General features: G+C 33.2%; 16 protein-coding genes. 5 read left to right on the top strand and 11 right to left on the bottom strand.

The genetic code is table 11. The features are described 5' to 3' along the window. Positions 1-3: 3 nt before the first annotated feature. The gene (locus ACRHOC_RS05375) at positions 4-693 is read left to right on the top strand and encodes a hypothetical protein (protein WP_431157564.1); all 690 of its coding nucleotides are present in this window, start codon (positions 4-6) and stop codon (positions 691-693) included. Positions 694-696: 3 nt separating this feature from the next. Here the strand turns inward: ACRHOC_RS05375 and ACRHOC_RS05370 are convergent, their stop codons facing one another. Further along, positions 697-1989: an anthranilate synthase component I family protein gene (locus ACRHOC_RS05370; protein WP_431157563.1), complete on the bottom strand. Its 1293-nt coding sequence runs from the start codon at positions 1987-1989 to the stop codon at positions 697-699. Positions 1990-2058: 69 nt separating this feature from the next. On the opposite strand from ACRHOC_RS05370, the gene ACRHOC_RS05365 reads away from it, so the two are divergent. Together ACRHOC_RS05365 and ACRHOC_RS05360 are read left to right on the top strand one after the other, a co-directional pair. Beyond that, entirely contained in the window at positions 2059-2949 is an 891-nt protein-coding gene (locus tag ACRHOC_RS05365; protein WP_431157562.1) for an aldose 1-epimerase family protein, read from the top strand. Between the two features lie 45 nt (positions 2950-2994). Beyond that, positions 2995-4350, top strand: a complete 1356-nt coding sequence (locus ACRHOC_RS05360; protein WP_431157561.1) for a DEAD/DEAH box helicase — start codon at positions 2995-2997, stop codon at positions 4348-4350. A 94-nt stretch (positions 4351-4444) separates the two neighbouring features. Here ACRHOC_RS05360 and ACRHOC_RS05355 read toward each other — a convergent pair whose 3' ends face one another. The 4 genes from ACRHOC_RS05355 to ACRHOC_RS05340 form a co-directional block, all read right to left on the bottom strand. Next, positions 4445-5272 (bottom strand): mechanosensitive ion channel family protein, encoded by an 828-nt coding sequence (locus tag ACRHOC_RS05355; protein ID WP_431157560.1) that lies wholly within the window; start codon positions 5270-5272, stop codon positions 4445-4447. 33 nt (positions 5273-5305) lie between these two features. Next, entirely contained in the window at positions 5306-5479 is a 174-nt protein-coding gene (locus tag ACRHOC_RS05350) for a hypothetical protein (protein WP_431157559.1), read from the bottom strand. Then, positions 5472-6050, bottom strand: coding sequence for an RNA polymerase sigma factor (locus ACRHOC_RS05345; protein WP_431157558.1), 579 nt, complete (start codon positions 6048-6050; stop codon positions 5472-5474). The genes ACRHOC_RS05350 and ACRHOC_RS05345 overlap by 8 nt, the downstream gene beginning before the upstream one ends. A 79-nt stretch (positions 6051-6129) precedes the next feature. Then, entirely contained in the window at positions 6130-6534 is a 405-nt protein-coding gene (locus ACRHOC_RS05340) for a DUF2721 domain-containing protein (RefSeq protein ID WP_431157557.1), read from the bottom strand. 239 nt (positions 6535-6773) lie between these two features. Here ACRHOC_RS05340 and ACRHOC_RS05335 point away from each other — a divergent pair, with 239 nt between their 5' ends. After that, a complete protein-coding gene (locus ACRHOC_RS05335) occupies positions 6774-7370 on the top strand; it encodes a hypothetical protein (RefSeq protein WP_431157556.1) in 597 nt (198 codons plus the stop codon). Positions 7371-7372: 2 nt separating this feature from the next. Here the strand turns inward: ACRHOC_RS05335 and ACRHOC_RS05330 are convergent, their stop codons facing one another. From ACRHOC_RS05330 to ACRHOC_RS05310, 5 genes are all read right to left on the bottom strand, one after another. Continuing rightward, entirely contained in the window at positions 7373-8206 is an 834-nt protein-coding gene (locus ACRHOC_RS05330) for a DUF922 domain-containing protein (protein WP_431157555.1), read from the bottom strand. 57 nt (positions 8207-8263) lie between these two features. Then, positions 8264-9664 carry a dihydrolipoyl dehydrogenase gene (lpdA, locus tag ACRHOC_RS05325; RefSeq protein WP_431157554.1) on the bottom strand — a complete coding sequence of 467 codons (1401 nt, stop codon included), beginning with the start codon at positions 9662-9664 and terminating at the stop codon, positions 8264-8266. A gap of 249 nt (positions 9665-9913) precedes the next feature. Further along, a complete protein-coding gene (locus ACRHOC_RS05320; RefSeq protein ID WP_431157553.1) occupies positions 9914-10684 on the bottom strand; it encodes a LuxR C-terminal-related transcriptional regulator in 771 nt (256 codons plus the stop codon). 31 nt (positions 10685-10715) lie between these two features. Next, positions 10716-11345, bottom strand: a complete 630-nt coding sequence (locus tag ACRHOC_RS05315) for a CPBP family intramembrane glutamic endopeptidase (RefSeq protein ID WP_431157552.1) — start codon at positions 11343-11345, stop codon at positions 10716-10718. 1 nt (position 11346) lies between these two features. Next, the gene (locus ACRHOC_RS05310; RefSeq protein WP_431157551.1) at positions 11347-11802 is read right to left on the bottom strand and encodes an Lrp/AsnC family transcriptional regulator; all 456 of its coding nucleotides are present in this window, start codon (positions 11800-11802) and stop codon (positions 11347-11349) included. A 159-nt stretch (positions 11803-11961) separates the two neighbouring features. On the opposite strand from ACRHOC_RS05310, the gene ACRHOC_RS05305 reads away from it, so the two are divergent. After that, the gene (locus tag ACRHOC_RS05305; RefSeq protein ID WP_431157550.1) at positions 11962-13176 is read left to right on the top strand and encodes an aminotransferase class I/II-fold pyridoxal phosphate-dependent enzyme; all 1215 of its coding nucleotides are present in this window, start codon (positions 11962-11964) and stop codon (positions 13174-13176) included. A gap of 45 nt (positions 13177-13221) precedes the next feature. Here ACRHOC_RS05305 and ACRHOC_RS05300 read toward each other — a convergent pair whose 3' ends face one another. After that, positions 13222-14256 carry a metal-dependent hydrolase gene (locus ACRHOC_RS05300; protein ID WP_431157549.1) on the bottom strand — a complete coding sequence of 345 codons (1035 nt, stop codon included), beginning with the start codon at positions 14254-14256 and terminating at the stop codon, positions 13222-13224. Between the last annotated feature and the right edge of the window lie 63 nt (positions 14257-14319).

The following is a 14319-nucleotide window of genomic DNA, read 5'->3' as shown; positions in this document are numbered from 1 at the left end:
GTTATGAGCACATTTAAAGAATTATCGTCAAAATCTGCACAATCATCCTTTGATAAAAAGGTCTTATCTGCAGTACCTCATTTACATCCTTATGTTAAACACCGCATTTATATTGCTGAAACCACAGGCATCTTACCAAAGAACATGTATTCTTCTAATGGTATAATAGACGAGTGTATTATTAAACTCTACAGTAGTGGTTTTAATATTGAAGCCGAGAGAATGGCTGTAAAACTTGAGCTATTTAAGCTTGTCGATAATTATATGAATGAACTCTTTAAAAAAGAAGCTTATCATAAGAAAACCATTAGCACAGATTCTATTTTAAAGGATGAATTGTCAAAATTAGGTGAAGACTTTACTGTAGACGCAGATTTGGATTTGATACTTAATACAGAATTAAGTGATATTTCTTATAACCAAAACCATAGTAATCATTTATATCTGTATGAGGACAAGGAAGCCTCTATGCTACGTGCCTTTGAACTTGAAGATTTATCACCAAGCGAATCACCAAAAGTATTTGGACGGTTTTACAATTGGCTCCCTATAAATATCTCTAATATTGTAGATTTATATGTCTTTGGAAATTTAGACTTTGATGACATTGCAAAGATTAAGCATATTACTACAGAACGTGTTGCTCTAATTTTTGATAGAGTAAAACGTAGTTTTAGAAGTCATCTTGAATAGAAACTAGTTCTCAAGGACCTCTCGCATCGCCTTTGCTTTTACAAGGCACTCTTCATATTCTAATAGAGGGTCACTCTTGGCTGTGATAGCACTACCAACAGAATATGATACATAGCGTTGACTACTGTTGTAAAGAATACTTCGGATAATGACATTAAAATCAAAATCGCCATTAGGCTCAAAGTAGCCCGCACTACCAGAATACAGCCCGCGTTTTGATTCTTCTAATTTCTCAATAATCTTCATGGCTGAAATTTTTGGTGCTCCAGTCATACTACCCATAGGAAAAGTTGTTTTAAGAAGTTCAATTGGTGAAATATCATCTGAAACTTCCGAAGAAACAGTCGAAATCATTTGATGCACCTGCAAAAATGAATAAACCTTACATAGCTCCTCTACTTTAACACTACCTTTCTTGGCGGTATGTGATAAATCATTGCGGACTAAATCTACAATCATAATATTCTCACTTCGCTCCTTTTCATTCTGGCTCAATTCTAATGCCAGTTTTTCATCCTCGTCAGAATTAGCCGAACGCTTTGCAGTTCCTTTAATTGGTTGAGAAATAACCTTATTTCCTTGCTTTTTAATATATCGTTCAGGAGATGCAGACATTAAGTATTTGTCCTCTAGTCTAAGAAAAGTTGCAAATGGTGGTTTGGAGATAGTATTGAGTTTAATGAATGTTTCTTGAGGATTTAAATCACAATCTTCAGAATAAAACTCTTGACAAAAATTTGCCTCATAAATGTCGCCATGTTGAATATGTTTCAACATCTCTTCTACTTTCTCAAAATACTCATCCTTATGAATACGCAACTTTATTTTAATTGGCTCATTTAGATGAATTGCTTCCATAATCTCAAAATCTTTTATTGTCTTATAATCAAACTCCAATTCGTCATCGACCATTTTTAAATAAGAGATCGTAATCTTATCATCTTTGAGTAGAAATAGTTTTTTCGGTTGAAAAAAATACAAATCAGGAAATCCTAGACCATCATAATTTTCAGATTTTAAATCCTCCAAGCTATTTTTTAAATCATAAGTGAGGTAGCCAAAAATCCAGTCATTTACTCGAGATTGATACTCTTGTAGATCGTTAAAAGCGTTAAAATGATCTGTCTGTAAACTTGTAAAGGCATCTACTGCTAAAACAGCATCATATTTACCATATTTATCCTTGTAGTTATTAGAATCTAGCCATACGATCTCATAATATTGTTGGCTCCAAAATAAAAGATTTTGCTTAAATTGAACTGGATCAGCAAGGGCATAAGTATGGGTTGTTCTCAATAGACAAATAATTATTGTAAAAATAATGAGAATACTTATTCCATTGTATATTTCATAAAAAAAATGACGATGTATCACTTAGAAAATGATAGGCTAAAAATAGGGATTAAGCACAAAGGTGCCGAATTGTGCAGTATAAAATCCATTCACTCTGATAAGGAATTTATGTGGCAAGCAGATCCATCAGTTTGGGGTAGCCACGCACCTAATTTATTTCCAATTATTGGTATGATGAAAGCAGGACGTTATAACTATAAAGGTAAAAGTTATAACATGCCAAAACATGGATTTGTAAGACATAACGAAGATTTTGAAGTCAATAAATTATCTGATACTCGAATTGAATTCATATTAAATTCTAACGCAGAATTAAAAGAAATATATCCTTTTGATTTTCGGTTTAAAATATCATACGAACTAAAGGATGATACGCTAATTGTTCATCATGAGGTTGAAAATTTAGATACTGACAATATCTATTTTTCACTTGGTGGACATCCTGCCTTTAATTGTCCTTTACCTCATGAGGAAAATTATTCGGATTATAGTCTGGAATTTGAAAAACCCGAACAAAGCGAATCATACCTTTTAGATCTTACTTCTGGTCTCGTTACAGACAATACAAAACCAGTATTTTCTTCTGTCAATACCATTAAGCTTAGACCAGATTTATTTAATGAGGATGCCTTAGTATTTAAAGACTTAAATTCTAAGAGTGTGTTTCTAAAGCATAGTTCAAAAGGCACAGTCCTCACCCTTAAATTTGATGGGTTTGACTATTTAGGAATTTGGGCCAAACCAAATGCTCCCTATGTATGTATAGAACCATGGCAAGGTATTGCTGATTCTATTCATACAACACAAGAACTTACTGAAAAGGAAGGAATCATTGAATTAGCACCAAAATCAACTTACAAAGCGACTTACAGTATTGAAATTGACAAAGGTCATTTAGTCTAGGTGAATTTTAAATGGTAGTTTTGCACAAAATCGGAGATGACTTCCATGACTTTTAGAGACTTAAATCTTAACACACCACTATATAATGCATTAAATGATTTAGGCTTTGTAGCTCCTACTACTATTCAGCAAGAAGCATTTAATGTTGTAGCCTCTGGTAAGGATATCGTCGGAATTGCTCAAACTGGTACTGGTAAGACCTTTGCTTACATGTTGCCTATTTTACGTCATTTGAAATATTCACGACAAGAAAACCCAAGAGTTCTTGTATTAGTCCCAACACGTGAGCTTGTTGTACAGGTTGTTGAAGAAATTGAAAAACTTTCAAAATACATTAATAATCGTGTACTTGGTGTATATGGTGGTACCAATATCAATACACAAAAGCAGGCCGTAGCACAGGGTTTGGATATTATTGTTGCTACTCCTGGCCGACTTTATGATTTAGCTGTTAGCCGAGTTTTACAATTAAAGTCAATACAAAAATTAGTTATTGACGAAGTCGATGTGATGCTAGATCTTGGTTTTAGACATCAACTGATGAATATCTTTGATATTTTGCCAGAACGCCGACAGAATATTATGTTTTCAGCTACCATGACCACTGAGGTTGATGACCTTATTAGAGATTTCTTTATTTCACCTGAAAAAATACAGATTGCTGTTTCTGGAACACCGTTAGAAAAAATTAGCCAAACACGTTACGACGTACCGAATTTTTACACAAAAATTAATCTCCTTGAGCATCTGCTACAGGACAGTGAGAATTTTTCGAGAGTTCTAATCTTTATAGGCTATAAACGATTAGCAGATCTGCTATTTGATAAACTGGAAGAGCTTTTTCCTGGTGAGTGCTGTGTTATTCACTCTAATAAAACACAAAACTACCGTTTACGAAGTATTGAACAGTTTAGCGAAGGAGAACATAGAATTTTAGTAGCAACAGATGTTATGGCACGTGGACTAGATATTGATGATGTTTCACATGTTATAAATTTTGACACACCAGAATATCCAGAAAACTATATGCATAGAATTGGACGAACTGGTAGAGCTGAAAAGGAAGGTCACTCCATTTTACTGTCAACAGAAAAAGAACAAGAATTCAGAGAAAATATTGAAGCCCTAATGCAATTGGAAATTGATTATGAAGAACTTCCAAGTAGTATTGCGATTTCAGATGAATTAATTAAAGAGGAACGTCCTGTTATTAAAGAGCGCTATAATCCCATAAAACGCAGTCAAGAAGACGAACCTGGACCAGCTTTTCATGAGAAGAAAGACAAAAACAAAAAGGTTAATCTAGGAGGATCCTACAAGCGCCAAATATCCAAGAAATATAAAAAGCCTAAAACACGAGGGGATAAAAATTTTAATCGACGTAACAAAAAGCGTAGATAAAAAAAATCTCTTCCAATCGGAAGAGATTCTTATATCCCAAGTGCTGCAGGACCGCATTTTATGTAACATAAAATCTATAACCCTAACCTTATAGTTAGTCCTGCAATTGCACTTGATTTTCAACAATATCGTTTATCGGGACAATTAAGATACCGTTATCATTTTTCAATTTAATAGAGATGCTTTCAACAGCTTCTACCGTATACATCTTATCATTAAATTCAATTTTTTGACCTACCTCGTATGTTTTACGTGCATAGAATGATTTAAGCAACTTTCCAACAACTTCTTTAGCACCAAGACCAAAAGCAATAGCAAATGCTAGTAAGAAGGCTGCAATAATCATATTAATATTATTCGTGATTATTGAAGTGTCAATACCTGCTTGATTAAGTGCCGTAATTGATATAAAAGTTAAGATTAGAAAAAATACAACTTGGCTTATCATCTTACCACCTGATAGATCCATTGACTCAAACAAGGACTTTAAACCATTCTTTACAAAATTTGCAAATAATAGACCAAGGATAAAAATCAATAAGGCAGCGAATAAGTGTGGTAAGTAACTTAACAATTCACTTATCTGAGTCGAAATAATTTCTAAACCTAAAATGTCTGAGGCGGTTATTAAAATAACAATATACATTAACCATTTCACAAAGTTTGAAACGATTTTAATGGTATCGAAGTTTAATTCTTTTCCTTCTACAATTTCAATTTCGTTGAGTTTGTCGTCTAACTTATCAACCTTGGCTACTTTAAGGACTTTCTTAATAACTCTCACCACTATTTTGGTCACAATCCAGCCAACAATAAAAACAACTAATGCACCAATAATGTTAGGAAACACATTAGTTATTTCCATCCACATAGAGGTTAAGGATTTTAGCATTACATCTTTAAATTCTGTCATTTTTTCCATACTAATAAGATTTAAGTCAGGGTTTATTAGGTATTATTCTTTTCTATTTTTACTTACACTGTCAATTATATAACCAAGATTATACGAAAACAGTTCTGCCAACTCCATCAATAATTTTGCCATAGCAATATCGTGCATTACTTTACTCTTAAGCTCTGCAGGTACTTCCTTTAAAGGCTGATTTATATGTTTAAATGGATTATCCATTCGCCGTATAGTTATCGTACTTATGTACTAGTTTTTCTTTTGCTCTCTTTAATCGCATTTTAACTGCGCTCTCACCAATATCTAAGGCATCAGATAATTCCTTAATCGTTAAATTATCTTGATACTTTAGTAGTAGTATCATCTTCTCATCTGGCGAAATTAAATCCATAACCTTTTTGAGCTTCTCAACACGCATGCTTTGAAACTCTCTTGTGGAATCAATATCTTCACCAATGTTTTCAATACTATCAGAACTTACAGATTTCTTCTCAATTTTCTTGGCGGTATTTCGGGTCACATAATTAACACAATGATTATATGTAAAAGCATACAACCAAGTAGAAAATTTTGATCTCCCTTTAAAACTACCAAGTTTTACGAAGACTCTTAAAAATACATCTTGTGTTAGATCTTTAGCTTCATCAACACCATTAGCAAATCCATAACACTTATTATACACCATAGTGGCATATCTATCGTAAAGCACCTCAAACAACAATGTGTCATTGGTTTTTACAATGGCCTCTACGAGTGCTTCATCAGTTAGGTTATGAACATCCGTTGGTGTCAAAATTGGTCTATTAGCATTTTTGGTTCGTTGTATTTAAGACACACTTTGTTTTAAACCGTCACAAAAAAAATTAAAAAAATTACCCTTTATATTGACTTTCTATATCACCAAGGTGATGTTTCAATGCATTTGTTGAAATTTGAATTTCCCAAATTAAAAACGCTAAGGACATGATTAACAGTAACAAAGCCACTCCAAAAACCCAAACAGCAATAACATGTTGATCTATGTAAATTAAGAACATAGTCAAAACACAAAGAAGTAAACTTGCAATACCAAAAATCTGCATCCAACGCGTTAGTTGAAGGCGTAATTTTAAATTATTAATTTGCCTGATTAAGGAAGCTTCTTGCTTTTCTAGGTACCTTTCACTTAGATTTCTAATTACGGCAGCATACGCCAAAAACCTATTGGTATAGGCCAACATTATTAGGGAAATTGCAGAAAATAAAAGTGCTGGAGTCGTTAGTGTTAATTCTTCCATTAATCATTCGATATAACACTGCAAATTAATCTTCAATCTTATATAAAGTTAACAAATGTTAAAATTGTTATTAACGACAAGTGTTAATATTTTTAGACTAAAGGTATTTTGAAATTCCTCTGAAAGAAAAGATGCTGTAATTTATCGAAGAATAGTGGTTAATCTATTAAGACTAACATAATATTAGTACCTTTAATGAGACCCTAATAACATATTGTAAGCCCAATTTTGCCCTAATTATGGAAGATTACCTGCACAGAACGATTCCCAATTTAAAACCATTTGATTTCGAAATTCATCACGATACACATTTTATTAATCAAAAATGGGTATTGGTTAATGGTATATCCAATAAAAAATCTGTCTACACTTTCAAGGACGACAATATTCTAGAAATCACCAGAAAAAATCAAGTTATAACGACATCTTGGGTCTTAGATATAGAAAATGTATTTTCAATAGAAACTGAGGATGGTTTAATTAATGTAAAGGCCTACTTTAAGGAGGATAATGATATATTAGTCTTAAATCACCAGGACAAGCAAGAATTTGCTGTGTATATTAATACTACCAATTATGAAAATGAGGTCAACTCGGTAGAGGATGTACAAGATTATTTAAAAGAGAAGTATAAAAAGAAGGCCAGTAACGTTATAGTTAATCACGAATTCTATTATATTGAAAACTCTGAAGAATTTGGTCCTTTTAAGGTTGAAGAATTATCCCAAAAAGTAAAGAATGAAGAAATTTCGGCCTACTGTTTTGTTAGAGATGTCAATGAAGAGGATTATAGCAAACGGCTGCGGATAAATGACCTTATAAGCGAGATTAACTAAAGCTAATTACTTTTGTAAAACGCGTATTTAGCTAACTCTATTTCTACGATAGCTTCCCAATTTTCTTGAGTTTCCTTTTTGTCACCACGCGCTGTTTCCCGATCGTATTTTTCTTGTCGTTTTTGCATTTCCATAAACACCTTATCAAAAATTATTTTCGCTCTATTGACGTCAGTATTCTTTATGTTGGCATCTGCAAATTCCTTCCTTAGTTTTCTTGAATATATTTCAGTAATATCAAAATGTATCTGCTCATGTTTAAGGATATAGTCCGTTCTACCTTCTGGTAAAACCCAACTACTTCTAGTATTAAATGTACTTTGTACAAATACTTTACCCTCCTTAAACATATTAATTCCAGATTCATAACCAAAACCAGAATTCGTTAATGCCAAAGCATCTGGATAGTTTTGTAAATCTGGTACTCCTTTAAAATCATCCCAGGTTAATTTTCGATCTGCGCTCCATTCTATCTGATTCTCATAAAATTTTGGATCCTCTACCCTATATAAATTAGCCCATAATCTGGTACAAGTACTCCATTTATCAGGTAGTTTTTCTTTTGTTATTTTTAGAAGATTAGCTCCTTTTTGTCTTGCTATAGATTTGAGGTTATTTACATTTTCGTAGTATGTGCAATTTACAGAAAGGCCTCCATCAATGGCCTTTACAGAACCAACCAAATCTCCTTCTATTGTTTGATCATCAGCTATTTTTAAAACAACGATAAGCGCATCTTCATTGAGAGGATTAAAGCTTGTAACAATACTGCTTTTTAGTTTTGGCGCACAAGACCAAACTAAGATGCTCAGTAAGATGACAATTCGAAACTTCATAAAATTAGATATAAAAAAAGCGAACAATTCTGTCCGCTTTTTTTAAGATTATTGAGATTAAACATGCAATGCTCTATCATCTGTAGCTGCAAGCGCTGCTTCTTTTACAGCTTCTGCAAATGTTGGATGTGCATGTGAATATCTAGAAATATCTTCAGCAGATGCTCTAAACTCCATTGCTGTTACTGCTTCTGCTATTAAATCGGCACAACGTGCACCAATCATATGTACACCTAGAACCTCATCTGTAGTTTTATCTGCAAGTATTTTTACAAAACCATCAATATCTCCGCTTGCTCTTGCTCTACCTAAGGCTCTAAATGGAAATTGGCCAACTTTATATTCTTTATTTTCTGCTTTTAACTCTTCTTCCGTTTTACCTACAGCGGCAACTTCTGGCCATGTGTAAACAACACCTGGAATTAAATTGTAATCGATATGTGGTTTCTGACCAGCAATAGTCTCAGCCACAAATACACCTTCCTCTTCTGCTTTATGCGCAAGCATTGCACCTCTTACGACATCTCCAATAGCATATATATTTGGTGTAGATGTTTGTAGATGCTCATTAACTTCTACCTGTCCTCTATCGTTAATTTTAACACCAGCTGCCTCAGCATTTAGCCCATCTGTATATGGTCGACGACCTACTGATACTAAACAATAATCACCTTTAAACTCAACCAACTCCCCTTTCTTATTCTCTGCCTTTACAATGACTTCATCTCCTTTTCTTTCGACAGATTGAACTTTGTGAGACATCATCATTTTGCACTTGGCTTTCTTAAAGACTTTATTGAGTTCTTTTGATAAACCTGCATCCATCGTAGGTAATATTCTATCCATATATTCTACAACAGTAACTTCAGCTCCAAGTCTGTAATAGACCTGCCCGAGTTCTAGACCTATTACTCCACCACCAATAACAATCATATGTTTTGGTACTTCTTTTAATTTTAAAGCTTCTGTAGAAGTGATAATACGCTCTTTATCTAACTCAATAAATGGTAGATTACTAGGCTTACTTCCTGTGGCAATGATTATATTTTTAGCTTCAATTTCACCTGAATCTTTTCCTTCTATCTTAATATGTGTGGCATCAACAAACGATCCTAAACCTTCATAAACGTCTATATTATTCTTCTTCATTAAGAAGTCAATACCACCCGTAGTCTGGTCAACAACGGCTTGTTTACGAGCAATCATTTTCTCTAAATTCACTTTTACTTCTCCAGGAACCTCTATACCATGCTCCTCAAAATGCTTTGTAGCCTCCTCATAATGGTGTGAAGAACTTAATAAGGCCTTACTTGGTATACAACCTACATTTAAGCATGTACCACCTAAGGTTGAGTATTTTTCGATTAATGCAGTTTTCATTCCTAATTGCGCACATCTTATTGCTGCCACGTACCCACCAGGACCCGATCCAATTACTGCTACATCATATGAATTCATAAGAAAAAAATTTCAATTTATAAACGGATACAAAAGTACAACTTAGATTAAAAACCTTGAAAGAAGAATTGTGTTTTTTAGCAACTGAAAGAAAAGATTGGTTTATCAAAAAAGTGCTTAATGAAATTAATCAACAGCACTTTTTTTAATTCCCCTAAGAATAAACTAATAGCATATCAAATTTCTCACAAATTCTAGTAATGAGCAATACTCAAATTGAGTAATTTAGTACTCAATGATGAGATTTTTCTAAATTAAGTTTTGATTTTGGCGTAACATACCAATGAGTTCGCCCGTTGAAGAGATGTTTAGCTTCTTTAAAATATTACGACGGTGCGTATCTACAGTATGCGGTGAAATATTTAATCGTTCCGATATTTCTTTACTGCTCTTACCTTGTATTAGCAACCTAATAATGTCTCGTTCTCTATTACTTATTCCACCGCTAAGAAGCTTTTGAGAAAAGGTATTGAAATAAATAGTCTCATACTCATTCTTATCGTTCAAAAGTTTGGCTGAGGCTGTTACATCCATTTTCATATTGGAATCTAACACCGTGTAATGTGCGAGTCCTATTATGGGTTTACCATTTGTATCGAAAGCTAAGGGTGTTGTGTTTTGAATGATATTTACGTAGTTGTCTTTACCATTTTTAAACCTGTAATTCCAAGTGTAATTTGCGTTTTGCCTATCAGTTTCTTCAATTGTACCCATAGTAAAAACCATAAGCTCATTTAAAGCTTGCAACCAACTTTCTAAATCATCAGGGTGAATTCTACTCCAAAAAAAACGCATACCCTTTTCCATCAATTCGTTTCCGCTAAGCCCTGTACATGTAAAATAGTTTTTACTCACATACTCAAAGCTTAAAGACTGTGTATTTGTAACACAGAAGAAGGTTGAACTGTAAGGCAAAAACTTATCGAGTTCAATGATTTTTCTAATATGTGTTTCTAAGGAAGGCTTATCGTAAGATCGGAATATAGACTTATAAAAATCTTTAATATGTTTGTAATCCATCTTTTCAGTAATTACTGTAAAGTTAATGAAATTAACTTAGAAAGCCGAGCATATTACCCATACCAACTGTAAATAACCAACATCCATAAATGGCATGTTCGATCGATACCAATAGTGTAGATTCTGTTTTGGTATAGGTATATGCAAAAATGACTCCTCCAATAAAAGTTAGAAATATAACCAGTGTATTTCTGAAAAATAAGTGAGCCAGTGCAAATACAATTGCATTGATGTAAACAAGAAGCTTTTTACTCTTAATTATAGCTTCATAACGTTGAAAGAAAAAGGTCCTGTAAATTAATTCTTGAGGATAAACGGAGAAGAATGAATAAATAAATAAAATAACAACCCAAACCATCGGTTTGTTCAATATAACAACAAACAAATTAATAGGATCTACTAGGATCATATAAGTTGTTGTTATAAGCACTATCAATACAAACTTAATAAGTGTCTGTTTCCAGAACTCTGGCCATTTAATTGTTTTTGATACTTTGAACTTCTTTTTTTCAACCTTAAGTAATACCCAAATAACGTAAACAAAACCAGCAGAACCCATCGCCATTTTAATAGCAATTGGAACAGAACTTATTGCCATTATTATTGGTACAAGAATAAAGAGTAAGAATAATTCTATGAGGCGCTTGTTTGTAGTAGACATGTTAAACTTTTATCTCTGTTGTGTGTTTTACTTCGTTAATCATAAACATACTATGTGTGCTCCCAATATGATCTATCTTGGTCAATTTTTTTACCATAAACTCTCTAAAAGCCTCCATATCCTCCACTAATACTTTTAGAAGATAATCATAATCTCCACTAATATGATAGCATTCTAAGACCTCTTCTAATTTTGCAACTTCACGCTCAAACTTCATTACAAACTCCTGAGAATGTTTAACGAGTTTAATATGACAAAAAGTAACAAAGCCTTTTTTGACTTTCTTTTTGTCTATCAAAGCTACATACTTTTTTATGACACCATGAGATTCAAGCTTCTTTATACGTTCATAAACAGCAGTTACTGAGAGCCCTAACTTAATAGATAAGGCTTTAGTAGTTTGCTTACTATCTGTTTGAATTAAGCTCAAAAGCGCTTTGTCAATATCATCAAACATAAATACTTAATATTTTTCTGTAAAAGCGATTATTTTTACGCTAAAATAGAAAAATTTATTGTTTAAAATATTAATTATAGAAAAATAATCTATTTACAACAATTATCATTGTTTAATTATCTATTTTGTTAAACCTTTGTTGGATATAAATCTAATATTATGAAATTTAAACCCGCAAATAATATACAGGACCTACAATATTTTGGGGAATTTGGAGGCGTCAATCCTTCAATTTCAGATTCATCTACTTATACCTTCTTATCGGCCAAAACAATGTTCGATACCTTTGAAGGTAATGCAGATGGATGTTACCTTTATTCTAGACATTCCTCTCCTTCAAATTTATATCTAGGAGAAGCATTGGCAGCAATGGAAGGTACAGAAACAGCAACAGTTACAGCCTCTGGAATGGGAGCTATTACGCCAGTATTGCTTCAATTGTGTGATGCAGGCGACCATATTCTTAGTAGCAGAACCATATATGGAGGTACTTATGCATTTCTTAAAAATTTTGCACCACGTTTAGGTATTTACACTTCATTTGTTGACATTACTGATTTACCTGCCATTGAAGCTTCAATTACAAAAAACACCAAGGTACTTTATTGTGAATCTGTAAGTAATCCATTACTCGAAGTTGCTGATATAGTAGCACTATCAAAACTTGCTAAAAAACACAATCTCAAACTTGTTGTTGATAACACCTTTTCACCTTTATCCATATCACCTATTAAACTTGGTGCTGATGTCGTTATTCATAGCTTAACAAAATTTATCAATGGCTCTTCAGATACTGTTGGTGGTGTTGTTTGTGGTACGCAAGACTTTATAAATCAATTAAGAAATGTCAATAATGGCGCTGCGATGTTGCTAGGTTCAACAATGGACAGTTTAAGGTCCGCTTCAGTATTAAAAAACCTGAGAACCTTGCATATTAGAATGCAACAGCATAGTAAAAATGCACTGTATTTGGCACAACAATTTGAAAAGGATGGTTTAAAAACGGTGTATCCAGGGTTAAGCTCTCATCCTTCTCATCAATTGTTTAAATCTATGATGAATGACACTTATGGTTTTGGAGGTATGCTAACTATAGATGTTGGTACACTAGAAAATGCCAATGCATTAATGGAACTTATGCAAGAACGCAATCTTGGTTATTTAGCGGTGAGTCTTGGTTTTTATAAAACATTATTTAGTGCACCTGGCACCTCAACATCTTCTGAAATTCCTGAAGACGAGCAAAAGGAAATGGGATTAAGTGATGGTCTAATAAGATTTTCAATTGGACTCGACGCAGATATTGAACGCACTTATGAAATGATGAAGAATTGTATGGTTGAACTTAACATCTTACAACCAGAATTTGTATAAATACAAGGAAGTACAGCATTAAAATCATCCCTTTAATGCTGTGCTTCATTTACCTTTTAACCGATTAATCATAGGACCAAAAACGTCCTCAAAGGATTGGTTTTCATCAAAATCTGGTCTACTGTTTTGCATGTCCCATCTTCCGTTATTATTATAAATTCTAAAACTAAATAAGGAAGATTGAGCATCATTAGGATTTAATAAGGCATACCTAAGATCATTGTATTTGTACACGCCTTTTTGAGCTGTTTTAAAAACTTTAAAATAATCATCACTGAACCATGCAAGTGTTTTTAAATCTTCGTTCTGCACATCAATAATAGTTGGTGACTTTGAAATTATTTTCCAATCGTTAACTGTAGCCTCTGAATCAAATAAAGAGTAAAAACCTAGATAATAATTATCTTCAGTTTCAGCCACACCATACCATAGAATGTTATTTAAGATTGTTGGTTGTGTTCTAAATCTTTTAGCCTTAATTCCTTGTTTCGCCAACGAATCATTAAAAACCTTATCTACATAAATCTTATTCCCTAAAGTAAGGAGCATGTAAGTAGAGCTTACAAAAATTCCTATTCGCAACCATAATTGTCTTCTCCTACTTTGTCTTCTGTAGAACATTAAAACTATAATACAGATTAAAAAAGGCAGAGTATATAAAGGGTCTGCAACAGCTATGTTGTTTAAGGCTACCCTATGATCTGAAAACGGATAAAATAATTGTGTTCCATAGGGTGTAAAACAATCTAATAAAGGGTGTGTTAATAAGGACCAAAAGAAAAGCTTCCTCCAATCGTTTAAGTTTGTTGACGATTTTCGTTTTCCTTTATCATATAATTTAAAGACTAGCCAGCCAATTCCAAAAGCCCCAAGAATTGCAAAAACAGCAGAATGCATAAACCCTCTATGAAATGCCATTGCCTGAATTTGATTGTCATACAATAACGAACCTACAAAAACATCTAAATCTGGTATAGTTCCGCCAATTGCGCCAAATAACAAGGCTTTATTTCCTATTTTTTTACCTAGTACCGCCTCACCACAAGTGGCACCTAAAACTATCTGAGTAATTGAATCCATAAATCTGTTGCAAAATTACATAACTCTATCCATTTGCAAATAGCCTTACAAAATCGTAACATT

This window comes from Winogradskyella poriferorum (assembly GCF_050618035.1).
Lineage (GTDB): Bacteria > Bacteroidota > Bacteroidia > Flavobacteriales > Flavobacteriaceae > Winogradskyella > Winogradskyella poriferorum_A.
The sequence above is the reverse complement of the archived record's forward strand: the minus strand, read 5'-3'. Positions and strand labels throughout refer to the sequence as shown.